The following is a 25,417-nucleotide window of genomic DNA, read 5'->3' on the forward strand; positions in this document are numbered from 1 at the left end:
TCCCGCCGTCGGCGGGTGTGCTCGCTGTTCCGCCGCGCCCAGACCTAGGCTGGCGGCATGGTCCCCACGCCCCCTCCCCCCGACGCCGGCGGCGCGTCGCGCGGAGCCTCCGGGCGCGTGAGCCCGGCGTCCGTGCAGTTCGGCCAGTACCCGCCCGCGCGGCGAACCCTCCTGCACCTGAGCGACACGCACCTGCTCGCCGGCAATCCGCCCCTCGGGGGACGGTACGACACCGCCGCCAACCTTCGCAGAACCCTCGAGGCGGTCGAGCGGATCGGCATCCGGCCCGATGCCATCGTCTTCACGGGCGATCTGACCGACCTGGGTGAACCCGACGCCTACCGGGCGCTGCGCGACGCCGTGCAGCCGGTGGCCGAGCGCCTCGGCGCCCCCGTCGTGTGGGTCGCAGGCAACCACGACGAGCGCCCCGCGATGCGTCGCGACCTGCTCGCGCTCGAGCCGACCCAGGAGCCGGTCGTGGGCGTCTGGGACCTCGGCGGGCTGCGTCTGGTGGCACTCGACACGTCGGTACCGGGGTGGCACCACGGCGACCTCGACGACGGGCAGCTGGCGTGGCTGCGCGAAGTCTTGGCCGTCCCGGCGCCTCTCGGCACGATCATCGCGATGCATCACCCCCCGCTGCCGTCGCACCTGCCGCTCTTCGACATTCTCGAACTGCGCGACCAGGGCCGGCTGGCCCAGGCGATCGGCGGGACCGACGTGCGCGCCATCCTCGCCGGCCACCTGCACTATTCGACGAGCGGCACGTTCGCCGGGGTCCCGGTGAGCGTGTCGGCGGCGACCTGCTACACCATGGATCTGGCGCGGCCGGCCGCCGACGTCAACGGAATGGATGCCGGCCAGTCCTTCCACCTGGTGCACGTCTACGACACCACGGTGACCCACGCGGTCGTCCCCGTCGTGGACGCTCCGGCCGGCGACTTCTTCTCGGACGCGTGGGTCGCGCGGATGGCTGCCCTGTCGCCGCAGGAGCGGCTCCAAGCGTTCTCGCGCAAGCGCACGACACGCTGACCCGGCTCGCCCAGCCGTACAGGGGAGCCATCCGGCTGTACGTCCTGTACATGCCCGTTCACAGGGGCCGCGAGTAGTCTCGAAGCACCCCCTGCACACCGCTGTGAACCCACGAGGACTGCACAAATGGCTTTGGACGCAATGACGCGAACCCGCACCGAGACCGACTCACTGGGATCCATGCAGATCCCCGGTGACGCCTATTGGGGCATCCATACCGCGCGGGCGCTCGAGAACTTCCCGATCTCGAAGCGGCCCATCTCCGTGTACCGCGATCTCGTGGCGGGCCTCGCGATGGTCAAGCAGGCGTCGGCGCGCGCGAACCGCGAGATCGGCGCGCTGAGCCAGGAGAAGGCCGAGCTCATCGACCGCGCATCCCAGCTCGTGATCGACGGCAAGTACCACGACCAGTTCGTGGTCGGCGTGATCCAGGGCGGAGCCGGCACCTCCACGAACATGAACGCGAACGAGGTCATCACCAACATCGCGCTCGAGCTCGCAGGCCGCGAGAAGGGCGACTACGCGTTCCTCTCACCCCTCGACGACACGAACCGCAGTCAGTCCACCAACGACGTGTACCCGACCGCGGTCAAGGTCGGGCTGAGCCTCGATCTTCTGACGCTGCTCGAGGAGCTCGACCTGCTGCGCCGGGCGTTCCTCGCCAAGGCGGTGGAGTTCCACGACATCCTCAAGGTCGGTCGCACGCAGCTCCAGGACGCAGTGCCGATGACGCTCGGCCAGGAGTTCCACGGCTTCGCGACGACGCTCGGCCAGGACCACAAGCGCCTCACCGAGAACGCGTACCTGCTGTACGAGATCAACATGGGTGCCACGGCCATCGGGACGGGCATCACGACGCACCCCGAGTACGGCACGGCCGTGCTGCGCCACCTCCGCGAGATCACCGGACTCGACCTCGAGACCGCGACCGACCTGGTCGAGTCCACGAGCGACACCGGTGCGTTCATGTCGTTCTCGGCCTCGCTCAAGCGCAACGCCATCAAGCTCTCGAAGATCTGCAACGACCTGCGGCTGCTGTCCTCCGGGCCGCAGGCGGGCTTCGGAGAGATCAACCTGCCGGCACGGCAGGCGGGCTCGAGCATCATGCCCGGCAAGGTGAACCCCGTCATCCCGGAGGTCGTCAACCAGGTGGCGTTCGCCGTCGCAGGCGCCGATCTGACAGTGACCATGGCCGTCGAGGGCGGCCAGCTGCAGCTGAACGCCTTCGAGCCGGTGATCGCGCACTCGATCTTCCAGTCGATCACGTGGATGCGCCGCGCGATGCACACGCTGCGCGTCAACTGCATCGAGGGGATCACGGCGAACCGCGAGCGGCTCGGTGCGATGGTGGGATCCTCGGTCGGAGTCATCACGGCGCTCACTCCGTTCATCGGATACGCGGCCGCCACGGCCCTCGCGAAGGCCGCGCTGCTCACCGGGCGCAACGTCGCGGACCTCGTCGTCGAAGCCGGACTGATGTCGAGGGAAGACGTCACGAAGCAGCTTTCGCCTGCGCGGCTGTCGGGACTCGAGGCGGTCACCGCCGCGATCCCGATCGTTCAGGCGGCGGAGGACGTCGTATAGGCCGGGGGCGAGAGGCGAATCGCCGCCGGGAATTGCCCGTTCTGCACGCGCAACGCTACCTTCGTGCAGAACCCACGTGAGAGGAACCGCAATGACCGATCCGCAGAACCCCGCCGAGCCCACGCCGCCTGGGGCGCAGCCCGCCCCGCCCGCCTACAGCCCGCAGCCGACCCCACCCGTCTACAGCCCGCAGCCCACGGCTCCGCCGGCCTATGGCGCGGCGCCGACGTACCCGCAGCCCTATGCGTCGGCTCCGCCGCCCGCGTACGGCCCGCCTGCCACGGACACCGTGCCGGGCCGGACGATGGGCATCGTCGCGTTCATCCTGTCGTTCTTCATCCAGCTCGTCGCGCTGATCCTCGGCATCGTCGCGCTCGTGCAGAGCCGGAAGGCCGGTCAGAAGAACGGCTTCGCCGTCGCGGCGATCATCATCAGCGCCGTGCTCCTGGTGGTCGGGATCATCGTGGGCATCTTCGTGATCATCGCCGTCTCGGCCGCCGCCGGGTTCGCGACCGACGCTCTCGCTGCCTGCCAGGCGGTCGGTTTCACCGGCACGGTGACCGTCCACGGCGTCACGGTCGACTGCTCGACCATCAACCCTTAGCAGCCGCCGAACGCCGGCCCGCGCAATCGCGCAGGCCGGCGTTCGCGTGCGCGGCTCAGTCCAGGATCCGGCAGTGCGTCGTGAGCGCGCCGATGCCGTCGATCCCCACCGTGACGGTCGATCGGTCCCGCAGGAACACCTGCGGGTCACGGGAATAGCCGGCTCCGCCGGGGCTGCCCGTCGAGATCAGGGTGCCGGGCAGCAGTGTCGCCGACTTCGACAGATGCGAGATGAGCGTCGCCACGGGTCGCACCATCTGCGACGTCGAGGCGTCCTGGAGCGTCCGTCCGTCGAGCACGGTCCAGATGTGCAGATCCTGCGGGTCGGGGATCTCGTCGGCGGTGACGGCGAAGGGTCCGGTCGGTGTGAAGCCGTCGAACGACTTGCACCGCGACCACTGCGCTTCGGAGTACTGGATGTCGCGGGCCGTGATGTCGTTGACCACGGTGTAGCCCCACACGTGGGCGAGCGCGTCGTCGGGTGCGACATCCTTCGCCGGCCGGCCGATGATGACACCGAGTTCCGCCTCGTAGTCGATCGACTCGCTCAGGGATCGCGGCCACGACGTCGTGGCGCCGTGCCCCGTCAGCGAGTTGGGCCAAAGGCCGAACACGGTCGGGTTGGAGTCGGTCTTCAGGCCCAGTTCGCTCGAGTGCGCGGAGTAGTTCAGGCCGATGGCGAGGATCACGGGCGGCGTGAGCAGGGCGGACGCGAACGGCAGGCCGTCGAGCGGATGTCGCGGCGCGCCGGGAGCGGCATCCCTCACCCGCTGCAGCAGTTCGTCACCGCCGGCGATGAGCTCCTCGAGCACCCGCGGGGCCCCGTCGAAGAGGTCCTCGACGAACACGAGCTCGTCGCCTTCGACGACCACGAGCCGCGCGGCTGCCGATCCCGGCGCCATCACGTGGGCGAAGCGCATTGCTCCAAACTACCGGCCTGGCATGCCGCCCGTTGTGCGCGGTGCGCGGTCCTATGCTGTGCGCATGACCCTCGACTCGGGCCCAGCCGGGCCTCAGCCATCCCTGACACCGCCGCCCTTCCCGTCTGCGCTCGCCCAGCCGCATCGCCGGGAGCCGGCCGCCGTCCCGCCCGCGTCCTCGTCGCCGGCCGCACTGCACGTGCCCCTGCGCGCGGGCAGAACCGCCCCGGTGTGGTGGTTCGCCGTCCTGGTGATCGTGCTGACCGTGCTGGTGGGCTACTTCCTCAGCGCGATCGGGCCCGCGGCGTCGCTGATCGGGATGCTGCTGGCCCTCGTGCCGTTGACCGGCGTGCTGCTGGCCGTTCGGCTCGTCGACCGATGGGAGCCCGAGCCGCGGGGCCTCCTCGTCTTCGCGGTGGCGTGGGGGGCGATCGCCGCCGTCGCCATCGCGCTCGGCGTCGACCTCGTCGTCACGACCGTGTTCGGCGTGTCGTCCTCGCCTGAACGGGACGCTTTCGTCGCGATCGTGCAGGCGCCGATCGTCGAAGAGATCGCGAAGGGCATCGGCGTGTACCTGATCTTCGTCACCGCGCGTCGCGCGTTCGACGGTCCGGTCGACGGGATCGTCTACGGCGGCCTGGTCGGCGCGGGGTTCGCGTTCACCGAGAACATCCAGTACTTCGCGGTCAGCTTCATCGAGGGCGGGGTGAGCGAGGTCTCGACGACCTTCTTCGTGCGCGGCATCCTCTCGCCCTTCGCGCACGTGATGTTCACGAGCGTCACCGGCCTCGCCCTGGGCCTCGCCGCACGGCGGGGGATGAGCCCCGGGAGAGCCGTCGGGCCGTGGGTGCTGGGCATGATCGGCGCGATCGCGCTGCACGCCTTCTGGAACGGCTCATCCGTGTTCTACGACTTCTTCGCGCTCTACATGGCGGCTCAGATTCCGCTGTTCGTGCTGTTCGTGCTCGGCGTCATCGCCCTTCGGCGCGAGGAGGCGAGGCTGACGCGGCGAAGGCTCGGCGATTACGCAGCAGCAGGATGGTTCACCCCACAGGAAGTCGACATGCTGGCAACTCCCGCGGGCCGGCGAGCCGCACTCCGGTGGGCCAAGACCCTTCGGGGCGACCGCACCCCGCTCATGCGCCGGTTCATCCTCGATGCGACCGCTCTTGCGGCTGCGCGCCAGCGCGCGATCACCGGCCGGGACTCGCGCGCGTCCGAGGACGAGGGCGTGCTGCTCGCGCGCACCGCGGCCGACCGTGCCGGTCTGTTCGCGCCCTGACCGGGGTTGACAGTATCAGGGGGCCCCGGCATCCTGAATTCAGGTCAACTCAGCGCTCGGTAGTCACGCAGGCATCGCCGCGGCACCGAGCGCTGAGTCCTGTTCCGGATGGTTTCCACCCTCCCCGCCACCGAGTTCACCGCGCCCCTCTCACCCGGGCGGCGACGCACCCGGGCGGCAGCCGCGTTGACCGGGGCGCCCGCCTCGGGTTGGATGGCATCATGAGTGACGACCGCACCAAGCCCGAGATCGACGCCCCCGAGGGTCCCGCACCCACCGAGCTGCTCAGCCGCGACATCATCTTCGGTGACGGGGACGAGGCGAAGCCGGGCGACACCGTGACCGTCCACTACCTGGGCGTCGAGTACGAGACGGGCGAGGAGTTCGACTCGTCCTGGAACCGCGGTGAGAGCATCCAGTTCCCGCTTCGCGGCCTCATCCAGGGCTGGCAGGAGGGGATCCCCGGCATGCGGGTCGGCGGGCGGCGTGAGCTCGTCATCCCCCCGGCGCTGGCCTATGGCCCTCCGGGCGGTCACTTCCTCGGCGGCAAGACCCTCATCTTCGTGATCGATCTGATCGACGTCGCATAGACCCCACCTTCGAACCGGGGGGCGGATGCTGACGGCATCCGCCCCCCGTCGTCTCACCACTTCACCATCAGTCCTGAGCCAATAATATATTCACGGGAATGGATGTCGGTCGCCTGTCGTTCTCACATTCAGAGCTTGCCGCGCACCGCGGCGAAGAATCGACGCAAAGGACGACCATGACAGCCACGACCACGATCGACGTTCCCGGCTACCAGACGGGCACCTGGGTGCTCGACCCCTCGCACAGCGAGGTGACCTTCAGTGTCCGCCACATGATGATCTCGAAGGTGCGGGGCACGTTCGGGATGAAGAGCGCGACCCTCGTCGCGCCTGAGAACCCGCTCGACGCCACGGTCCAGGCGAGCGTCGACGTCTCCTCGCTCGACACCAACGACGCCGGCCGCGACACCCACCTCCGGTCGGCCGACTTCTTCGACACCGAGAACCACCCGACCATGGAGTTCGTCTCGACCGGCGCGCACATCGTGGACGGCGAGTTCTTCGTCGACGGCGACCTCACCATCCGCGGCGTCACCAAGCCGGTTTCGTTCGAATTCGAGTTCGGCGGATTCGGCACCGACCCGTGGGGCAAATACAAGGCCGGCGCCACGGCCAAGACCGTCGTGAACCGCGAGGACTTCGGGCTGACCTGGAACGCCGCCCTCGAGACCGGCGGAGTGCTCGTCGGCAAGGACGTCACGATCACGCTGGACCTGCAGGGCGCGCTGCAGCAGGACTAGTCGGCCAGTGAAGGGGCGGATGCTCCGCCGCTGCTCTGCACGAGCGGCGCGGCATCCGCTCCTTCGTCGTTCCGGCGCCGTCGCGCGAGGACCAGCCGGTTCTGTGCGAGCAGGATGCCCAGGAACACGACGAGGGCCCCGACCGGTTCGTTCCAGCTGACCGTCTCGCCGAGGACGAGCACTCCGAGGACGACGCCGACGATCGGGGTGATGTACGTCACCGTCGATGCCCGAGTCGGACCCCAGGCCCTCACGGTGTTCTGGTTCCAGATGTAGGCGAGGCCGGTGCCGAGGCATCCGAGCAGGACGACGCTCGCGATGATCCACGGATCGAGGGCGACCGGCGCGAGCGCGACGACGGGGGTCAGACCGAGCATGATCAGGGCGCCGATGCCGATGTTGAGGAACGAGAAGACCAGCGCCGTCATGCCGGTGTCGGACACGAACCGGCGCATGTAGGCGAAGCTGAAGCCGTAGCAGGCGGTGGCGCCGAGGATCGCGAACTGCGCGACCACACCCTGGCTGAAGTCGAGACCCTGCCACGGCGCGATGATGACCACGACACCCAGGATTCCCACCATGATGCCGGCGACCTGCACCGCCTTGAGGCGTTCGACGCGGAACAGGAGTCCCGCCATCACGGCGGTCATGATCGGAGTCGTGGCGTTGTAGATGCTCGCGAGACCGGACGTGACGTGCTGCTGCGCCCACGAGAAGAGCAGGTACGGCGCGACGCAGAAGGTGACGGCGAGCACCGTCATGTGGCCCCAGATCCTCAGTCTGCGCGGCAGGTGCTCGCGTCGCAGCAGGACGATCAGCCCGAGGGTGAGGCCGCCCAGCATGAGCCGCGACCACGCCACCTGGCCCGGTGACAGCCCCTCGAGCGCCACCTTCATGAAGAGGAAGCTCGAGCCCCAGACGATCCCCGCGAGCACGAACTGCACAGCGATCCACGCGGAGCGGCCACGCGGGCTCACCGCAGCGCCCGTCGCCGGGGTGGTCTGGGAGGCATCAGAGGGCACGCCTTCGACGGTAGTCCCGGCATCCGGCCGTAGTGCTCGAACCCGGATGCCTCGTCCGAAATCCGCCGAAGCGCGGCGGTTCGGCTACGGCGGGGGCCGTCCGTTCGGGTCGAGCCCGGGTCGGCCCGAGTCCGGCGATCGGCCCGAGTCCGGCGATCGGCCGGGACTGCCCGGTCGGCGCGATCACCGCGGCGAGTTTCCCCGATCGGCGGGATTGCCTGGCCGGGATGCCGCCAGCTCGGGCAGCTGGCGAGTTTCCCGACGGCGGGATAGGCGGATCGAGCTCGGGGATCGGCCCGAGTCCGGCGATCCGCCCGGGCTGCCCGGTCGGGGCGGTCACCACGGCGAGTTTCCCCGAACGGCGGAGTTGACGAGCCGGGATGCCGCCACTTCAGGCACCTGGCGGGTTTCCCGAGCGGCGGGATCGGCGGCCGCTGGGCGCGGCGACTTCGGGGCGGGTCGATCTCCGCCGCGAGTTTCCCCGATCGGCGGGATTGCCTGGCCGGGATGCCGCCGGTTCGGGCAACTGGCGGGTCGATCACGGCGAGTGTCCCCGAAAGGCGGTGTCGGCGGTATCGGCGGACCGGGATGCCGCCGGCTCGGGCACCCGGCGTGTCGATCACGCTCAGGCCCGGCCGGGGCGCGCCGCTCAGCCCTCTGGCCTATTCATCCCGCTCGCGCCGGTTCTCCCGTCAGTTGCCGCAAACGGTGGGGCTGCGGGGCTGGGATGCCGCCAGTTCGGGCACCGCCGGGCTGAAGGGTGATGGGCGTCGCCGGGCTACGGCACCGGGTGCTCGGCGTCGTAGGCGCGGAAGCGGGGGCTGCGACGGACGAGCAGGGCGACCAGGGCGATGACGACGAACCCACCGAGGAGCGGCGGGAGCCACAGCGTGGTCAGGGTCGCAAGGGCGCCGGCGTAGAGGGCGCCGACGCGCGGGCCGCCCGTGACCACGACGATGAAGATCCCCTGCAGCCGGCCACGGATCGAATCGGGCACGGCGGCCTGCATCATGGTCGACCGGTAGATCGCGCTGACATTGTCGGCCCCGCCCGCCACGACGAGGAAGAGGCCCGCAACGATGATGAGCGTGAGGTTGGCGCTGGTCGCGTCCACGGTGGGAGGCGCACCGACTCCGAGCGCGGCCGCCAGCAGCACGACGCCGAACGCGCCGATGGATGCGCCGTAGACGAGGATGGCGCGTTCGATCCCGAGCCCGTGGTGGCGGACACGTCCGATCGGACCCGAGAACAGACTCGAGAGGAACGCGCCGACGGCGAAGGATGCCGTGAGCACGCCCGTCGTGATCGGTCCTCCGCCGAGCAGCACAGCGCCGATCGCCGGGAACAGGGCGAGGGGCTGGCCGAAGGTCATGGCGATGATGTCGAGGATGTACTGCAGGCGGATGTTCGGAGCGCGGCGCAGGAACTGCCAGCCGTCGCGCAGCGACTCCAGCCCTGGTCGCACCAGTTGGCCCTCGGGGCGGATGCTGGGAAGCGTCCAGAGTCCGAGGAACAGCGACAGCATCAGCACGACGTCGATCGTGTAGGTCCACGCGTAGCCCGTCAGTGCGACGAGCACTCCCGCCAGAGCGGGTCCCGCCATGACCATGACTCCGACCGTGATGCCCTGCAGCGCCGCGGCGGCGGGAAGAAGCTCGCGGGGGAGCAGGCGCGGGGTGATCGCCGACTTCGTGGCCATCACGATCGAATTCGCCGCCGAGATGATGACACTGAGCACGTACAGCCACCACACCGACTCGAGCTCCGCCCACGCGAGCAGCGCGAGCGTCGTCGTCGCGGCGAACGTGATGCTCGCGGCGATGAGCGCCACGATCCGACGGTCGAAGGCATCCGCGAGCATCCCCCCGTACAGGCCGGCGACGATCATCGGCAGCAGGCCCGCGACCGCGATCATCGCGACCGCGAACGTGTCCTGGGTGAGCGCGTAGACGTGGAGCATCACGGCGACAACGGTGAGCTGACCGCCGAGGCCCGAGAGGGTCGAGCCGATCCAGAGGCGCGCGAATGCAGGGCTGGTGGTCAGGGGGCGAAGGTCGATGAAGTGGTCGCGCCGCAGCCGCGCCATCAGCGGGTGATCCGGCGGTGTCGAGGCATCCTTCGAGCCTAGCCGTCGCGCGCGTCTGGTCGATTCGGCGGGGTGGGAACCGGCTGGTAGACTCTCCAGGTTGCCGTTCGATCGGCCGCGGATAAAGAGAGCCCACGCATCAGGCGTCGGGCGCCGCGCAACAAGCAGAGAGGGGATCACCTATGGCACTGGAAGCAGACGTCAAGAAGGCGATCATCGAAGAGTACGCGACGCACCCCGGTGACACCGGATCCCCCGAGGTGCAGGTCGCGATGCTGACGCAGCGCATCAAGGACCTCACCGAGCACCTCAAGGAGCACAAGCACGACCACCACTCGCGTCGTGGGCTGTTCCTGCTCGTCGGTCAGCGCCGTCGTCTGCTCGGCTACCTCCAGGACATCGACATCGCGCGCTACCGCTCGCTGATCGAGCGTCTCGGACTCCGCCGCTAATCGCAGCCAGCGTTCAATCGCGCAAAACTTCTTCCGAAGGCCGTCCCAGGTGTGGGGCGGCCTTCGTCGTTGCGTGCGGGCTTGTCGTCTGGTCGCTTCCCTGCTCGCTCGACGACCGCGGCTCCGGTCGTTGAGCGAGCAAAGCGAGACGAAACGTCGCCCTGCACTCGGGTCGTTGAGCGAGCGAAGTGAGACGAAACGTCGCCCTGCACTCGGGTCGTTGAGCGAGCGAAGGGAGACGAAACGCGGTGAGGTCAGCCGGATGCCGCCGCCCGCGCGGCGAGCAGGTCCGCGTGCCAGATCTCCGCGACGTCGGGATGCGCGCGCAGGCGCGACTTCAACGCGTTCTCGCCGTACAGGGCGTGGATCGGGTTCGCGGGATCCTGCGTCACCCCGCGGGCTTCGGCCGCGAGGTCTGCGGGCAGCTCGATGAGCGGCAGCTTCGAGTCCAGGGCGGGATTGAAGAAGAACGGGATGGAGATCCGGTCGTCGGGATACCGCGGCGAGACGACGCGATGGTTCGTCGCCTTGAGATACCCCTGGGTGGCGTACTCGAGCATCTCGCCGATGTTGACGACGAACGCGCCAGGGACAGGCGGAGCGTCGATCCACTCGCCGTCACGCTGGACCTGCAGGCCACCCTTGCCCGGTTCCACCCACAGCAGAGTGACCACACCGGAATCCTTGTGCGCGCCCACGCCCTGCTGCGGCGACGGGTCGTCCTTGCCCGGGTACCGGACGATCTTGATGAGCGTCGATGGTTCGCCGAAGTGCTCGTCGAAGTACGTCTCAGGTGCGCCGAGTGCCAGCGCCCAGGCCCGCAGCAGCCTGCGCGCGATCCCGGCGAGATGGTCGTGCCACTCGGCCACGATCTCGCGCAGCTCGGGCTGAGCCTCGGGCCAGAGGTTGGGACCGACGAGCCGGGCGTAGTCGGGTGCGCCGGTTGCCGTGATCGCGGCCCGCTCGGGGCCGATGTCGATCTGTTCGCGCCAGTCCACCCTTCCCTGGGTGCGCTCGCCGCCGATGCGGGTGTAGCCGCGGAAGTGCGGGCTCTTGATGTTCTCGATCGCGAGCTTGTCCGCATCGGGCAGCAGGAAGAAGTCCCTCGCCGCTCGGTGGAGCTGCGTCTCGAGCTCAGCGGGCACTCCGGTGCCGGTCAGATAGAAGAACCCGACGCGGTGTGTGGCGTCTCGCAGCTCGCTTCGGAAACGGGCGGCGGCGTCGGCCCCGGCGTCGAGCTGCGAGAGGTCGAGGATCGGCAGGTTGAGATCGGCCATGCAGGCGACGATAGGCGGATGCCGCGGCATCCACTCGATTTGTTGCACCGGGTGACGGCCGCCTGGGGTACGCATCCGATTGGACAGGTTCGCGTGGTCCCAGGTAAGTTACTCAGGTAAGGCTTACCTCACCTACTCGAACAATCCCCAGACTTCTCCGATAGGACCGACGTGCTCGCCACCTTCCTGATCGGCCTGCGCGAAGGCCTCGAAGCTGCACTCGTCGTCGGAATCCTCGTCGCATACGTGACGCGCATGGGCCGTCGCGACGTGCTGCCGCGACTGTGGATCGGCGTCGGCCTCGCGATCGCCCTGGCACTGGGCATCGGGGCCGTTCTGACGTTCGGCACGTACACGCTGACGTTCGAGGCGCAGGAGCTGATCGGCGGTGTCCTGTCGCTGGTCACGGTCGCGATGGTCACGTGGATGATCTTCTGGATGCAGAAGACGGCGCGCACCATGAAGTCGTCGCTGGAGGCAGGCGTCGACCGCGCGCTCGCCGCGAGCGGATTGTGGGCGGTCGTCGTCATCGGCTTCATCTCGGTCGCGCGCGAGGGCATCGAGACCACCCTTCTGCTCTGGTCGATGGTGCAGTCGTTCGGCGACGCGCCGGCCGCGCTGCTCGGGGCCGTGCTCGGGCTTGTCGCGGCGGCGGCGCTCGGATGGCTTCTCGCGCGCGGGATGCTGCGCATCAACCTGCGCGTGTTCTTCACCACGACGGGGGCCTTCCTCGTCGTCGTCGCGGCGGGAGTGCTCGCGTACGCGATCCTCGATCTGCAGGAAGCCGGCGCCCTTCCCGGCCCGTTCACCGAGGCCGCCCCGATCGATCCGGTCACCGGCGCCGTGGCCGTCGGGCTCGCCGGATTCCCGCTCGGCTGGGCGTTCGACCTCAGCGCCGTGGTCCCCCCGGGCGGCGCGGTCGCGACGATCCTGCAGTCCACTGTGGGCTTCATGCCGCGGATGTCGTGGCTCCAGGTCATCTCGTGGGTGCTCTACATCGTGATCGTCGGAACCCTGTTCGTCCGCGGCGCTCGCGGGCCTCGCCGCGCCACCAAGGTCGAAGCGCCATCCGAGCCCGCCCCGCTGCCGTTGCCGTCCGCGGCGGCCGGCCAGGACCGATCGGAGCGGGTCATCGCCTCCGGCATCCACTCCTCCGCCGCCGCGTCCACCCCTCCCCAACGAGGAGCAGCGTGACCTCGCACCGCCCTCTCGTCGCCGTCCTCGCGATCGGCGCAGCCGCCCTGGTCCTGGCGGGCTGCGTCGCCAAGAGCGACGTGGCTTCCGGCGACGCGCTCGCGGTCACCTCGACGGACTCCACGTGCGAGGTGTCGGCCTCGACGGCGAAGAGCGGAACGCTGGCCTTCGACGTGAGCAACGCCGGTCAGCAGGTCTCGGAGTTCTACCTCCTCGCCGAGGACGGCCTGCGGATCGTCGGCGAGGTCGAGAACATCGCGCCGGGGGCATCCCGCACCCTCACCGTGGTCGCTCAGCCCGGCGAGTACTTCACGCTCTGCAAGCCGGGGATGGTCGGCGACGGCGTGGGAAAGAGCGGATTCACTGTCGGGGGTGACCGCGTGGTGGCCACAGGCGACGACGCCGCGCAGAACAAGCAGGCGGTGGACCTGTACGCCGCCTTCGTGAAAGACCAGGTCGAGCAGCTGCTTCCGGCGGTGAAGACCTTCGCCGCCTCGTACAAGGCCGGTGACGACGCCGCCGCGAAGGCGGCCTTCCCCACCGTGCGGGCCTACTACGAGCGCATCGAGCCCGTGGCAGACAAGCTCAGCGACCTCGACCCGCGAATCGACTACCGCGAGGTCGACGCCGTCGCGGAGGGTTTGGACTGGACCGGCTTCCACCGCATCGAGAAGGATCTCTGGGTCCCTGCCAAGGAGGCGCTGAACGCCGATGGCGCTCCGGCGTGGCGGGACTGGGCGCCCTCGACCTCCGCTCAGCGCGTCTCGCACGGCGACCAGCTCATCTCCGACGTCCAGGAGCTCTACGACTACGTGCACTCCGCCGACTTCCAGACCACCCTCGAAGACCAGGGCATCGCGGGCATCTCCAACGGTGCCGTCGGACTGCTCGACGAGGTCGCGACCGGCAAGATCACGGGCGAGGAGGACTGGTGGTCGGGCACCGACCTGTCGGACTTCGCCGCCAACGTCGAAGGCTCGAAGATGGCCTTCTCGCTCGTCCGCGACTTCGCGGTGTCGAGGGGCGCAGCGGGCAAGGCGCTGGCAGCACGGATCGACGCCGGCTACGCCGACCTCGAGGCCGCGCTGGCGACCCACGGGTCGCTCACCCACGGCTTCGTCGGCGACCGCGAGCTCACGGATGCCGACAAGCGCGAGCTCGTCGATCTGATCAACGCACTCGCTGAGCCGCTCTCGCAGCTGACGGCGACCGTCCTGGGCTGACATGGCGGACGACACGCGAACCCCTGCGGGCTCCGCCGGCTTCAGCCGCCGGGGCCTGCTCGGGCTCGCCGTGGGAGCCGGCGCCGCGGGGCTCGCGATCGGCGCGGGCGCGGGCTCCGCGGCCGGCGCGGCCGTCGGCCGGGCGCATGCCGAGGCCGCGGCATCCGTCCACCCCTTCTTCGGCGCGCACCAGGCGGGCATCACGACGCCGGTCCAGGACCGGCTGCACTTCGCGTCGTTCGACATGATGGCGCGGACCGACCGCCACGACCTGATCTCGCTCCTCCAGGACTGGACCTACGCCGCGGCGCGCCTCACGCAGGGGCTCGACGTCAGCGCCTCCGGAGCCGTGGGCGGTTCGCCCGAGGCGCCACCCGACGACACCGGCGAGGCGCAGGGCCTCGGAGCGAGCGGCCTCACCATCACGTTCGGCTTCGGGCCCACGCTGTTCGAGCTCGCCGGTGTCGATCGCTACGGGCTGGCGTCGCAGCGCCCTGCCGTCCTGGAACCGCTGCCCTCGTTCCTCGGCGACGATCTGGATCCGGATGCCTCGGGCGGCGACCTGTGCGTCCAGGCGTGCGCCGACGATCCGCAGGTGGCCGTGCACGCCATCCGCAACCTCAGCCGCATCGCGTTCGGAAGGGCGCGTCTGCGCTGGTCGCAGCTCGGGTTCGGACGCACCTCGCGCACCACATCCGCGCAGCAGACACCGCGCAACCTCTTCGGGTTCAAGGACGGGACGCGCAATATCCTCGCCGACGACACGGCGGCTCTGGACCAGCACGTGTGGGTGTCGGCACCCGATTCGCCCGCCTGGATGGCCGGCGGCTCGTATCTCGTGGCACGGAAGATCGCGATGCTCGTCGAGACCTGGGACCGCGTGCGGCTGCTCGAGCAGAACGACATCATCGGGCGGACCAAGGGCGAGGGCGCTCCGCTGTCGGGCGGTCAGGAGCACACCGAGCCGGACTTCCACAAGGTCGACTCGTCGGGGATGCCGCTCATCCCCGTGAACAGTCACATGCGCCTCGCCCACGCCGACGCCAACCAGGGCACTCGGATCCTGCGGCGGGGCTACAACTTCGTCGACGGCAACAACCACCTCGGCCGACTCGATGCGGGCCTGTTCTTCCTGTCGTATCAGCGCAGCCCCGAGCAGTTCATCCGCATCCAGCGGAGGCTGTCGAAGGACGCCATGAACGAGTACATCCGCCATGTGCAGTCCGGCCTCTGGGCGATTCCGCCGGGCGCAGCCGCCGGCTCGTACGTGGGCGCACGGCTGTTCGGCTAAGCCTCAGCCCGAGCCGGACCGAAGAACGTGCGGATGTCGCCGACGACCAGTTCCGGAACCTCCAGCGCGGCGAAGTGCCCGCCGCGATCGAACCGGCTCCAGTGCACGACGTTGCTGTTATCGCGCTCCGCGAAGACCCTGATGGTCTGGAAGTCGTCGGCGAACACCGCAACCCCGGTGCGGGCGGCGTTCACCCGGGGCTCGGCCGCTGCGAGCGCATTCTCGCGATAGGCGCGCGACATCCCCGCGGACGCGTTCGCGAACCACGTGACGCTGACTTCGGTGAGGATCGAGTCGAGGGGCACGAGACTCGTCCCGTTGCCGAAGGAGTTGAACAGCTCCGAGTAGGCGAGCACGCCCACGGGCGAGTCCGAAAGTCCGGCGGCCACCGTCTGCGGGCGCGAGGCATTCATGGTGTTGTAGCCGCCGACCGACTGGAACCACTGCATGTGCTCGAGACCGGCGTGGTCCTGCGCCTCGAGCCTCGAGAACTCCTCGGGGTCGCCCGTCGGGAACGAGAAGAGCTGCAGCACGTGCAGTCCGAGGAACCCCTCGGGCTCGAGAAGGCCGAGCTCGCGCGCGATCAGGGCGCCGTTGTCGCTGCCGTGGATGCCGTAGGAGTCATATCCCAGCCGGCGCATGAGTGTGTCGTAGGCGGCGGCGACCCGGGCCGTCGTCCATCCCGCATCCACCACCGGCTGGCTGAATCCGAATCCGGGGGCGTCGGGCACGACGACGTCGAAGGCGTCTTCGCCGCGCCCGCCGTGGGCGACGGGGTCGACGAGGGGGCCGATCATGTCGAGGTAGTCGACGAACGAGCCGGGATACGTGTGTGCGAGGAGCAGCGGTGTCGCGTTCTCGTGCGGGGAGCGCACGTGGACGAAGTGGAGCGTCTGGCCGTCGATCTCGGTGGCGAAGTGCGGGAACGCGTTCATCCGCGTCTCCGCTTGGCGCCAGTCGAAGGCCCGCCAGCGGGCGACCGCGTCGCGGAGGTACGAGACGGGCGTTCCCGACTGCCAGTCATCGCCGGGCGCCGGCCGGGGGAATCGCGTCCGGGCGAGGCGCGCGATCAGGTCGTCGACGTCGGCCTGTGGTACGTCGACGCGGAAGGTGCGGATGCCGGTGGGTGTGGTTTCTGCGGTGTTCATGGTTCTCACGCTACGATCGATATAGGAACATTTCGTTCCTATATGCCAGGGGAATCGAGATCGCCGTGCTCGAGACATCCGCGCGCCTGCTGGCGCTCCTCGCGCTGATGCAGAGCCGTCCGGACTGGACCGGCACCGAGCTGGCCACGCGCCTCGGCGTCTCACCCCGCACGATCCGGAACGACATCGATCGGCTGCGCACGCTCGGATACCCCGTCGATGCCACCCGCGGTCGCGCGGGGTCCTACCGGCTCGGAGCCGGCGGGCGTCTGCCGCCGCTCCTCCTCGACGACGAGGAAGCCGTCGCGGTCGCGATCGGACTTCGCGTGGCGACCGGTGTGGCAGGCATCACCGACGCGGGCGAGCGAGCTCTGGCGAAGCTGCTGCAGGTGCTTCCGTCACGCCTCCGGCCGACGGTGGATGCGCTCGCGGCCACCGTCGACCGCGGACCCGAGAACATCGGCACCGACGCCCCCGATCCCGAGGTCGATCCGGCGGTGCTCGCCGCGGCGGCACAGGCGATCCGCGACGGGGAGTGGCTGCGCTTCGACTACACAGATGGCGCGCGGCTCGTCGAGCCCTACCGGCTGCTCAGCTGGCAGCGGCGATGGTATCTCGTCGCGCGCGATCCGGCGTCGGGGGAGTGGGGAACGTTCCGCATGGACTGGGTCCAGCCGCGGATGCCGACCCGGCGGCCGTTCGAGCCGGTCGCTCTCCCGGGCGGAGACTTCACGGCCTTCGTCCTGCGGTCGGTCGCGTCGAGCGGATGGATCGTGCACGCGCGGCTCCGCGTGGATGCTCCGGCCGAGGCGGTGCTGGCGCGCATCAACCCCACGGTCGGCGTCGTGGAATCCATCGACTCCACGACCTCCGTGCTCGTCACGGGCGCCGACAGCCTCGACACGATCGCGGCCTACATCGGCATGCTGCGGATGCCGTTCACCGTCGAATCGCCGATCGAACTGCGGTCCCACCTCGCGCGGCTCGCCGAAGTCTACCGTCGCGCGAGCGGACATGCTCCGGCGCGGTGACGGTGCGAGCCCGGATCAGCCGTTCTGACGTGGGTCGGCGTGGACGCGAGGGCCGTGCGGCGCGTCGGGCGGTCGCCGCGAGCCGGTCGGGTCGCTGCGGTGCCCCTCTCTGCGCGCGAGCGTTGCATCCGCGAACAGCCAGGAGGGTCGAGGTTCGACCAGAGGTCGGAACAGCCGGCGCACCGGCTTCGTCGCGAGTCCGAAGGCGATGAGCACCGAGGCGATGACGACGGTCGGCAGCCAGAGCCACGTCGGCTCCAGGCCCTGCAGCAGACCCGCCTCGCGGAACGGGTACAGCACGAAGGAGTGCAGGAGGTAGACGTACATCGTGTACTGCCCGAAGTGCGTCCACCACTTCGTGTTACGTGGCATGAGCGCGAAGAGCGCGGCGCTGAGCAGCAGCGCCACTGCAATGAGCGCGAGGCGCACGCCGCCCGCCCACCACGCGCTGAGGCCGATCGAGGCGTAGTCCTCGTCGTACGGCAGCCACTCGGTCAGGTGCATCTCCCGCCAGCTGCCGACGAACACCCACGCGACCGCTGCGGCGACGACGAACAGGGCGATCGCCGTCGCCGGCACCCACCACGGTCGGCGTCGCAGGAGACCGAACCGCTCAACGATGTCGTGCTCATGCAGCCACCAGCCGAGGGTGAAGAAGGGGAGCAGTCCAAGGGTGCGCGCGAGCGAGAACGTCGCGCCGAGGTTCGGCAGGTACCCGGCGCCGATGGAGATGACCAACGCCCACAGCAACGGCCAGCGCAGCAGCGCGAGATACGGGAGCACGAGCCGGAAGATGCCCAGCGCCAGCAGGAACCAGAGCGTCCAGGCCGGCGTCGTGATGTTCGGCTCGATCCGGCCCTTGATGAGGAACTTGAAGAGCACCCAGAGGCCCTCGAAGATCACGTACGGCACGACGATGTCGGTCATGAGCCGCGCCATCTGCGTGCGGGTGGGCGAGCTCGACTTGGAGAAGTACCCCGAGATGAGCGCGAACGCCGGCATGTGGAACGCGTAGATGACGAGGTACAGCACGAGCGCGACATCCGAGTCGTACGTGAGCTTGTTGATGGCGTGTCCGACGACGACGAGCACGATGCATACGAAACGCGTGTTGTCCCAGACCGGCATGCGGCGCCGTGGCCGGGGCTGGCCCGCCCGTCCGGCGGCCGGAGCGCCGGGAGGGGTGGATGCCGCGGCCGCCGCCGCGTTCGATGGATCGGTCATGGGAAGCGAGCCCACCTTATCCTGGGTGTCTCGGTGCGACACGTCGCGTCGCATCGAGAACGCGCGACGACGCGGCCGCCACTGCAGCGGAGCGCATCCGAGATGGAGACCGCATGCCCGACTCCCCCGTCCTCTCCGTTTCGACCGGCGCCCTGCGGGGAACGACCGCGGACGGCATCGACCGGTTTCTCGGCATCCCGTATGCGGCCCCCCGTTCGGCGAACGGCGATTCGTGCCTCCGCAGCCTGTCGTCCCATGGTCGGACGAGCGCGACGCAACGGTTTTCGGTCCGACGGCACCGCAGCTGCCCTATCAAGGCGGCATCGAGAGGCTGCTCGCGACCGTCGAGGTGCCGGGCGACGACATCCTCACACTCAATGTCTGGACTCCCGCCGACCGGGAGGGCGGGCAGCGCCATCCGGTGCTCGTCTTCGTGCACGGCGGGGGGCTCACCCGCGGGTCGGCGGCGCTTCCGATCTACGACGGCACGACGTTCGCGCGGCACGGCATCGTCTTCGTCACGCTGCAGTACCGCGTCGGGCAGGAGGGATTCGCGGTGCTGGATGACGCGCCGCAGAACCTCGGCGTGCTCGACCAGCAGGCCGCCCTTCGATGGGTGCGGCGCGAGATCGGCGCGTTCGGCGGCGATGCGGGCCGCGTGACGGTGATGGGACAGTCGGCAGGCGCCAACACCCTGACAGCGCTGCTCGCCCTGCCGCACGCAGCGGAGCTGTTCGACCAGGCGATCCTGCAGAGCGGGCCGTTGCAGGCGCAGCCGGCGAAGCGGGCCGGCCGCATGACGCGCGAGATCGCGAAACGTCTCGGCGTCGCCCCGACCCGCGCCGGCTTCGGCGGGATCGAGCCGGCCAGGCTCGCAGCCGAGCAGACAGCGGTCGGCGCAGGCGGATCGCCACTGGGCAGGGGTCCGGCGGTCGCGCTGGCGATCGGCGGCGAGGCGGTGCCCGAGGATCCGCTCACCATGCTCCTGGCGGGCGCGGGACGCGGCATCCCGGTCCTCATCGGCTCCACGAGCGAGGAGTACCGGCTATGGCTGGCCCCCACGGGCGCCGTCGACCGCATCCGCTGGTCGACCGTGACGCTCGCCCGGATGACGTCCCGTGTCCCGCAGCGCATCGTGCGCGCTCACCGCACCCGCCGCCCCGAGGCGACGGCGGGCGAGGTGCTGGGCGAGATCATCGGCGACATGCTGCTGCGCGGTCCGATCACGCGGTTCGCCGACAGCCGCATCGACGCGCCCGCGCCGACCTTCGTGTACGAGTTCCGCTGGCGCAGTCCCGTCGATCGACTCGGAGCTGCTCACGCGATGGAACTCGGTTTCGTCTTCGACAGACTCGAGACCCCCGATGCCGTCGCCCCCGGCGGCACGCAGGCTCCGGTCGCCCTCGCCGAGGCGATGCACCGCGCCTGGGTGTCGTTCGTCGTCGACGGCGATCCCGGGTGGGACAGATGGTCGGCTCGCCGTCCCGTTCAGGCGTTCGACGCGGACGGCGGTCACATCCACTTCGCACCCCGGCCCGATGAGCTCGCCGGCCTGCCCACACGGTAGTCTCGTCCGCGCTATGACTTCGATCGACGACGCCCTGGAACTGGATCGCGCGATTCCCGATGTGGATTGGCACGTCTTTCCGCCCGGCACCGAGCACGACGTGTTCGACGCGCCGAGCGGTGGGCTCGCCCGTGCGAGGCTCGGCGACCCCGACGCACCACGGGTGGTCCTCGTCTCGGGGGTCGCGGGCTCGAAAGAGGACTTCATCCTGCTGTTTCCGCTCTTCGCGGCGGCGGGCTACCGCGTGGAGTCCTTCGACATCGCGGGCCACTACGGATCAGTCGACGCCGGACCGCAGAACCTCGATCCGCCCCGCGAGCGTTACGACCATCGCCTGTTCGTCGACGACCTGATCGCGATCCTCGAGGACGGACGCACGCCCGCGCACGTGCTCGGGTACAGCTTCGCGGGTCTCGTCGCCGAACTCGCCCTGGTGCAGCGTCCGGAGCTCTTCGCGAGCCTGACGCTGATGGCGGCGCCCCCGGCGACGGGCCAGGTGTTCCGGGGCGTCAAGCACATCGGACCGATCTCGGACATGCCACCGCACCGCGCCGCGGGTCTCATCCTGTGGGGGATCCGATACAACCTCAACCGCACCCCACCGCTGCGGATCGCGTTCGTCCGCGAGCGCATGGGGGTGACCGGTCGCGCCGTGATCGACGATGTCGTCCGACTCATGATGACGATGCCCGACATCGCCGGGGAGGTCGCCGCGAGCGACATCCCGAAGCTCATCGCCGTCGGCGAGGCGGACCTCTGGCCCGAGGCACAGCACCGGGAGTACGCCCAGCGCATCGGCGCTCGCGTCGCCGTGTATCCCACCGGCCACGCGCCGTGCGAGACGGCTCCCCATCAGCTGGTGCGCGACATGCTCGCAATGTTCGGCCGCGCCGCGTAAGGGTCACCAGTCGTCAGGTCGCTGACTTTCGTGGGACGGATGTCGGCCGCCGCCGGCGGGTGTACTGTGACGCTCGAAGCGGCCCATCCGCCCCCTACCCCGCCGAGGCACCCGTGACCGTACTGCTGTCCCCGGGCCCACCGCCGCTCACCGATGACGCGGCGCAGGCCGTGCTCGACCTCGTCGACCTCACCGCCGCCACCGCGCGCGGAGTCGACACCATCGACATCACCGACCCAGTGCGCGCGATCTGGCTGCAGCAGGTGACCTTCGCCTACCCATACCTCGCACCGCCGGTCCGGGTGTGGATGGCCAGCGCTCCAGAGACGCTCCGCACCGTGACGTGGCAGCTTTCGCAGCTCTCGCCGCCGGACCGGGCTGCGCTCGGCGCCAGCTGGACGCCCGACCTGCCGTGGATGCTGCAGCTGATCGCACCCGCGCTTCAGGCGGGCGGTGGCAGTCTCGCGCCCGCGGTGTCAAGCGACGCCGCGGCGGCCGACGAGCTCACCCGACAGACCCTTGCAGAGCTCGACGAGGAGCGCAGGCAGGAGGATCTGCGCGGCACGCCGCTGCCGGTCGCGCCCTCGGAGCCCGCTGCCGCGGTCGATCCCGTCCAGGCGGCGCAGGACCACGTCGCGGCATCACGCCTCATGGAGGCGGGCTCCTACCGCATGATGGTCGACACGATGGGCATGATCAACGCGATCAACGGCATGTCCGGGCACTGACCCTCCCTCGCCATGAACGGGATCGAGGGCGGGCGTGCGGCATTCCCCGTCTGCTCGGAATATCCTGACGCAAGCCGCGTTGCATGAGATACATTCACATGCATAGAAAACGCGAGGAGCGATCGTGAACGACATCACACCTCAGATGCAGTTCGGCATCTTCACGGTGAGCGACATCACCGAGGACCCGACGACGGGCGTCACCCCGAGCGAGGGGGAGCGGATCCGGAACACGATCACGATGGCGAAGCACGCCGAAGAGGTCGGTCTCGACGTGTTCGCACTGGGCGAGCACCACAACCCGCCGTTCTGGTCGTCGTCGCCCACCACGACGCTCGCGTACATCGCGGCGCAGACCGAGCGGCTCATCCTGTCGACGGCCACCACCCTCATCACGACGAACGACCCGGTCAAGATCGCCGAGGACTTCGCCATGCTGCAGCACGTGTCGGACGGCCGCGTCGACCTCATGCTCGGGCGCGGCAACACCGGGCCGGTCTATCCGTGGTTCGGCAAGGACATCCGCCAGGGCCTTCCGCTCGCGATCGAGAACTACAACCTGCTGCACCGGCTGTGGCGCGAGGATGTCGTCGACTGGGAGGGCAAGTTCCGCACGCCCCTCCAGGGCTTCACGTCGACGCCGCGACCGCTCGACGGAGTTCCCCCGTTCGTCTGGCACGGCTCGATCCGCACGCCCGAGATCGCCGAGCAGGCGGCCTACTACGGCGACGGATTCTTCGCGAACAACATCTTCTGGCCCAAGGAGCACTACCAGCGGCTCATCTCCCTCTACCGCCAGCGCTTCGCCCACTACGGTCACGGCACGCCCGAGCAGGCGATCGTCGGACTCGGCGGCCAGGTCTTCATGCGCACGAATTCCCAGGACGCCGTGCGCGAGTTCCGGCCCTACTTCGACAACGCCCCGGTCTATGGCCACGGACCGTCGCTCGAGGACTTCAGCGAGATGACCCCCCTGACCGTCGGGTCACCGCAGCAGGTCATCGACCGCTACGCCGGGATGCGCGAGCACTACGGGGACTATCAGCGACAGCTGTTCCTGATGGATCACGCCGGCCTGCCGCTGAAGACGGTGCTCGAGCAGCTCGACATCCTGGGCGGCGAGGTGGTGCCGGTGCTCCGGAAGGAGCTCGCCGAGGGCCGGCCGGCCGACGTGCCGGATGCCCCGACCCACGCCGGCCGCGTCAGGGCGGTCTACGGCGACGAGGCGCCGCGTCAGTCGGTGCCCAACGCCAACCGCGGAGACAACCTCGCCGGCGACTCGCCCTACCGCGACACCGACTCCCGGCTGCTGAGCGCGCCGAAGCAGGGGTCGTCGTTCGGGACCGCCGCGACGCGGACGGAGGCCTGACATGACCGACGAGTCTTCGCAGACACGCCGGATCGCGGTGATCTCGGCCGGGCTCTCGAACCCGTCGTCGACTCGGATGCTCGCCGACCGCCTCGCATCCGCCGTGACCCGGCAGCTCGCCGAGCGCGGCATCCGGATCGAAGTGGATGTCTTCGAACTGCGCGACTACGCGCATGACATCACCAACCACCTGCTGACCGGCTTCGCGCCGCCGGCGCTCGAGTCCATGATCGACGCGGTGGTGTCGGCCGACGCGGTGATCGCCGTCACGCCGATCTTCTCGACGAGCTATTCAGGCCTGTTCAAGTCGTTCATCGACGTGCTCGATCCCGATGCGCTCACCGGCAAGCCGGTCCTCATCGGTGCCAACGCGGGCACACCGCGGCACTCCCTCGCGATCGACTACGCCATCCGGCCGCTGTTCACCTACCTGCACGCCGAGCCCGTGCCGACGGGCGTGTTCGCGGCGTCGAGCGACTGGGGAGGCTCCGCCGACCAGGTCGCGCCGCTCGGCGAGCGCATCGACCGCGCTGCCCGTGAGCTCGCCGACGCCGTCGCGCGCCGTGAGCCGGCGAAGAGCACCGACCCGTTCGACCCCGCCAACTACCTCGGCGAGGGTCGTTCGTTCGGCCACCTGCTGGGCGGACTCGCGGGGGAGTAGCGCCGGGCCTCAGCTCAGAGCGCGGTCGAGGAATGCGAGCACGCGGTCCCACGCGTCCTCGGCCTCCTCAGGGAAGTATCGCGTGCTCGTGTCGTTGAAGAACGCATGCCCGGCATCCGGGTACACGTGATCGGAGAAGTCGACTCCCGCCGCCGCCATAGCGGTGCGCACATCGGGCAGCGCATCGATCAGGGCGGGGTCGTGGGCTCCGTAGAGGGCGAAGACGGGGCATCCGATCGTCGCCATGCGATCGGGCGCCGGCGCGGTGCCATAGAACGGCACTGCCGCGCGGATGCGATCGTCGGATGCCGCGAGCGCGAACGTGTACGAGCCGCCGAAGCAGAACCCGACGACGGCGATGCGCCCGTCGACACCCGGCTCGTCGGCCAGTGCGTCGACGGCTTTGCGCAGCTGCGGGATGGCGAACTCCGCGAACTCGGGCGCGCGGATCGGGGCGAGCGCCTCGCGGAATCGAGGCTGCGCGGCGGTGCGCCGGCTCTCGTCCGGGTCCGACATCAGCGTCTGGAGCTCCTGGCCGAGCTGGGGCGTCAGACCGAACCCGCTGAAGAGGTCGGGGGCGAGCACCAGGTATCCCTGCGCCGCGAATCTGTCCGCGACGTCTTTGATGTGGTCCACGAGGCCCCAGATCTCGTGGATGAGGATGATTCCGCCACGGGGCGACCCTTTCGGCGCGGCGCGGTAGACGGGCAGTCCGTCGAGGTCGATCGTCTTCATACGCTCAGCCTGGCACTACGCGCAGGCAGTGGGGGCGGCAAGGCGGCGGCGTCGTGCTGGGGGGCACCCGAAGACCGGCACCGCGAGGAAGCCCGCGTCGTAGCCGGTGGGGTCGGATGCCGCATCCCGGGTGCTCACAGTCTCATCCTGCCGCGGCATCCCGACCCCCGCCCCTGCGCACGCGACGGGAGAGGAGCATGTCGAGTGCGAGCCCGAGCGCGAGCGCGACGGCGACCGAGACCAGCATCGCCGCCGCAGTGCCTCCCGGCACCACCCAGGCCACGACCACTCCGACGACGGATTGGTAGGCCGCCCAGCCCGTTGCCGCGACCGCCGCGATCGCGAGGTACCGCGGTGCGTGTACCCGCGAAGCGCCTGCGGTGAGGTTCACCGCGAGCCTCGCGAAGGGGATGAACCGTGCGGTGAAGACGATCGCCGCCGTACTCCGGTCGAGCCGCGCCCGCGACCACGCGAACGCGGACTGCGCGCGGCGGCCGCGCATCCATGCCCACCGGTGCAGCCCGACGGTGCGCCCGACGACATAGCACAGCGCGTCGCCCGCGAACGCCGCCATCGCCGCGACAGCGACCACCCCGGAGATCGGCGGAGTCCCGACCGACACGGCGAGCGCCGCGAACGCCGTGACGGCCGCTTCGCCCGGGATGACCACCAGGAACGCGTCGCCGACGACGAGGAGGAACAGCGCGGCCAGTGCCCAGGGACTCGAGGCCCATCCGGCGAGCAGCATGTCGATCACGAG

At 69.7% G+C, this 25,417-nt stretch carries 25 protein-coding genes; 16 read left to right on the forward strand and 9 right to left on the reverse strand.

The window, feature by feature from the left end:
- Positions 1 to 117 precede the first annotated feature (117 nt).
- The 3 genes from ABD212_RS03460 (at position 118) to ABD212_RS03470 (ending at position 3,220) form a co-directional block, all read left to right on the forward strand.
- Positions 118 to 1,032, forward strand: coding sequence for a phosphodiesterase (locus ABD212_RS03460; protein WP_344092407.1), 915 nt, complete (start codon positions 118 to 120; stop codon positions 1,030 to 1,032).
- Between the two features lie 126 nt (positions 1,033 to 1,158).
- A complete protein-coding gene (locus ABD212_RS03465; protein WP_344091219.1) occupies positions 1,159 to 2,616 on the forward strand; it encodes an aspartate ammonia-lyase in 1,458 nt (485 codons plus the stop codon).
- A 91-nt stretch (positions 2,617 to 2,707) separates the two neighbouring features.
- A complete protein-coding gene (locus ABD212_RS03470; protein ID WP_344091221.1) occupies positions 2,708 to 3,220 on the forward strand; it encodes a DUF4190 domain-containing protein in 513 nt (170 codons plus the stop codon).
- A 55-nt stretch (positions 3,221 to 3,275) separates the two neighbouring features.
- On the opposite strand, the gene ABD212_RS03475 is transcribed toward ABD212_RS03470, so the two are convergent.
- Entirely contained in the window at positions 3,276 to 4,139 is an 864-nt protein-coding gene (locus tag ABD212_RS03475; RefSeq protein ID WP_344091223.1) for a fumarylacetoacetate hydrolase family protein, read from the reverse strand.
- Positions 4,140 to 4,203: 64 nt separating this feature from the next.
- Between ABD212_RS03475 and ABD212_RS03480 the strand changes: the two genes are divergently transcribed.
- The 3 genes from ABD212_RS03480 to ABD212_RS03490 all read left to right on the forward strand — a co-directional run bounded on the left by ABD212_RS03480 (position 4,204) and on the right by ABD212_RS03490 (position 6,751).
- On the forward strand, positions 4,204 to 5,421 hold the full coding sequence (locus tag ABD212_RS03480; RefSeq protein ID WP_344091225.1) for a PrsW family intramembrane metalloprotease: 1,218 nt from the start codon (positions 4,204 to 4,206) through the stop codon (positions 5,419 to 5,421).
- Positions 5,422 to 5,642: 221 nt separating this feature from the next.
- Positions 5,643 to 6,011 (forward strand): FKBP-type peptidyl-prolyl cis-trans isomerase, encoded by a 369-nt coding sequence (locus tag ABD212_RS03485; protein WP_344091228.1) that lies wholly within the window; start codon positions 5,643 to 5,645, stop codon positions 6,009 to 6,011.
- A gap of 176 nt (positions 6,012 to 6,187) precedes the next feature.
- Positions 6,188 to 6,751 carry a YceI family protein gene (locus ABD212_RS03490; protein WP_344091230.1) on the forward strand — a complete coding sequence of 188 codons (564 nt, stop codon included), beginning with the start codon at positions 6,188 to 6,190 and terminating at the stop codon, positions 6,749 to 6,751.
- Here the strand turns inward: ABD212_RS03490 and ABD212_RS03495 are convergent.
- Both ABD212_RS03495 and ABD212_RS03500 read right to left on the reverse strand, forming a co-directional pair.
- Entirely contained in the window at positions 6,748 to 7,773 is a 1,026-nt protein-coding gene (locus ABD212_RS03495; protein WP_425561226.1) for a DMT family transporter, read from the reverse strand. The two genes, ABD212_RS03490 and ABD212_RS03495, sit on opposite strands and share 4 nt — an antisense overlap.
- Before the next feature lie 778 nt (positions 7,774 to 8,551).
- On the reverse strand, positions 8,552 to 9,859 hold the full coding sequence (locus tag ABD212_RS03500) for an MFS transporter (protein ID WP_344091232.1): 1,308 nt from the start codon (positions 9,857 to 9,859) through the stop codon (positions 8,552 to 8,554).
- A 182-nt stretch (positions 9,860 to 10,041) separates the two neighbouring features.
- Here ABD212_RS03500 and rpsO point away from each other — a divergent pair, with 182 nt between their 5' ends.
- Positions 10,042 to 10,311, forward strand: coding sequence for a 30S ribosomal protein S15 (gene rpsO, locus ABD212_RS03505; RefSeq protein ID WP_017830938.1), 270 nt, complete (start codon positions 10,042 to 10,044; stop codon positions 10,309 to 10,311).
- A gap of 254 nt (positions 10,312 to 10,565) precedes the next feature.
- Here the strand turns inward: rpsO and ABD212_RS03510 are convergent, their stop codons facing one another.
- Positions 10,566 to 11,588, reverse strand: a complete 1,023-nt coding sequence (locus ABD212_RS03510; protein ID WP_344091234.1) for an isopenicillin N synthase family dioxygenase — start codon at positions 11,586 to 11,588, stop codon at positions 10,566 to 10,568.
- Between the two features lie 171 nt (positions 11,589 to 11,759).
- Here ABD212_RS03510 and efeU point away from each other — a divergent pair, with 171 nt between their 5' ends.
- Genes efeU through efeB form a run of 3 tightly spaced genes read left to right on the forward strand, consistent with a single transcriptional unit; the run spans position 11,760 to position 15,296 of the window.
- Positions 11,760 to 12,782 carry an iron uptake transporter permease EfeU gene (gene efeU, locus ABD212_RS03515; protein ID WP_344091236.1) on the forward strand — a complete coding sequence of 341 codons (1,023 nt, stop codon included), beginning with the start codon at positions 11,760 to 11,762 and terminating at the stop codon, positions 12,780 to 12,782.
- On the forward strand, positions 12,779 to 14,005 hold the full coding sequence (gene efeO, locus ABD212_RS03520) for an iron uptake system protein EfeO (protein ID WP_344091239.1): 1,227 nt from the start codon (positions 12,779 to 12,781) through the stop codon (positions 14,003 to 14,005). Before efeU ends, efeO begins: the two co-directional genes overlap by 4 nt.
- 1 nt (position 14,006) lies before the next feature.
- Positions 14,007 to 15,296 (forward strand): iron uptake transporter deferrochelatase/peroxidase subunit, encoded by a 1,290-nt coding sequence (gene efeB / locus ABD212_RS03525; RefSeq protein WP_344091242.1) that lies wholly within the window; start codon positions 14,007 to 14,009, stop codon positions 15,294 to 15,296.
- Here efeB and ABD212_RS03530 read toward each other — a convergent pair.
- Positions 15,293 to 16,444, reverse strand: coding sequence for an epoxide hydrolase family protein (locus tag ABD212_RS03530; protein WP_344091244.1), 1,152 nt, complete (start codon positions 16,442 to 16,444; stop codon positions 15,293 to 15,295). The two genes, efeB and ABD212_RS03530, sit on opposite strands and share 4 nt — an antisense overlap.
- Positions 16,445 to 16,509: 65 nt before the next feature.
- Here ABD212_RS03530 and ABD212_RS03535 point away from each other — a divergent pair, with 65 nt between their 5' ends.
- Entirely contained in the window at positions 16,510 to 17,475 is a 966-nt protein-coding gene (locus ABD212_RS03535; RefSeq protein ID WP_344091246.1) for a helix-turn-helix transcriptional regulator, read from the forward strand.
- A gap of 15 nt (positions 17,476 to 17,490) precedes the next feature.
- On the opposite strand, the gene ABD212_RS03540 is transcribed toward ABD212_RS03535, so the two are convergent.
- Positions 17,491 to 18,699 (reverse strand): acyltransferase family protein, encoded by a 1,209-nt coding sequence (locus ABD212_RS03540; protein ID WP_425561227.1) that lies wholly within the window; start codon positions 18,697 to 18,699, stop codon positions 17,491 to 17,493.
- A 232-nt stretch (positions 18,700 to 18,931) separates the two neighbouring features.
- Between ABD212_RS03540 and ABD212_RS03545 the strand changes: the two genes are divergently transcribed.
- The 5 genes from ABD212_RS03545 (at position 18,932) to ABD212_RS03565 (ending at position 23,922) form a co-directional block, all read left to right on the forward strand.
- Positions 18,932 to 20,266: a carboxylesterase/lipase family protein gene (locus tag ABD212_RS03545; protein WP_344091248.1), complete on the forward strand. Its 1,335-nt coding sequence runs from the start codon at positions 18,932 to 18,934 to the stop codon at positions 20,264 to 20,266.
- 13 nt (positions 20,267 to 20,279) lie between these two features.
- The gene (locus ABD212_RS03550) at positions 20,280 to 21,164 is read left to right on the forward strand and encodes an alpha/beta fold hydrolase (RefSeq protein WP_344091249.1); all 885 of its coding nucleotides are present in this window, start codon (positions 20,280 to 20,282) and stop codon (positions 21,162 to 21,164) included.
- A 113-nt stretch (positions 21,165 to 21,277) separates the two neighbouring features.
- On the forward strand, positions 21,278 to 21,892 hold the full coding sequence (locus tag ABD212_RS03555) for a hypothetical protein (protein WP_344091251.1): 615 nt from the start codon (positions 21,278 to 21,280) through the stop codon (positions 21,890 to 21,892).
- Between the two features lie 145 nt (positions 21,893 to 22,037).
- Positions 22,038 to 23,261 (forward strand): LLM class flavin-dependent oxidoreductase, encoded by a 1,224-nt coding sequence (locus tag ABD212_RS03560; protein WP_344092413.1) that lies wholly within the window; start codon positions 22,038 to 22,040, stop codon positions 23,259 to 23,261.
- A 1-nt stretch (position 23,262) separates the two neighbouring features.
- Complete coding sequence (locus ABD212_RS03565; protein WP_344091253.1) at positions 23,263 to 23,922, forward strand: FMN reductase; 660 nt, start codon at positions 23,263 to 23,265, stop codon at positions 23,920 to 23,922.
- 9 nt (positions 23,923 to 23,931) lie between these two features.
- Here ABD212_RS03565 and ABD212_RS03570 read toward each other — a convergent pair whose 3' ends face one another.
- Genes ABD212_RS03570 through ABD212_RS03580 form a run of 3 tightly spaced genes read right to left on the reverse strand, consistent with a single transcriptional unit; the run spans position 23,932 to position 25,405 of the window.
- Complete coding sequence (locus tag ABD212_RS03570; RefSeq protein WP_344091256.1) at positions 23,932 to 24,657, reverse strand: dienelactone hydrolase family protein; 726 nt, start codon at positions 24,655 to 24,657, stop codon at positions 23,932 to 23,934.
- A gap of 15 nt (positions 24,658 to 24,672) precedes the next feature.
- Positions 24,673 to 24,795, reverse strand: coding sequence for a hypothetical protein (locus ABD212_RS03575; protein ID WP_344091258.1), 123 nt, complete (start codon positions 24,793 to 24,795; stop codon positions 24,673 to 24,675).
- A gap of 4 nt (positions 24,796 to 24,799) precedes the next feature.
- A complete protein-coding gene (locus ABD212_RS03580; RefSeq protein ID WP_344092415.1) occupies positions 24,800 to 25,405 on the reverse strand; it encodes a DedA family protein in 606 nt (201 codons plus the stop codon).
- Between the last annotated feature and the right edge of the window lie 12 nt (positions 25,406 to 25,417).

This window comes from Microbacterium deminutum (genome assembly GCF_039530205.1).
Lineage (GTDB): Bacteria > Actinomycetota > Actinomycetes > Actinomycetales > Microbacteriaceae > Microbacterium > Microbacterium deminutum.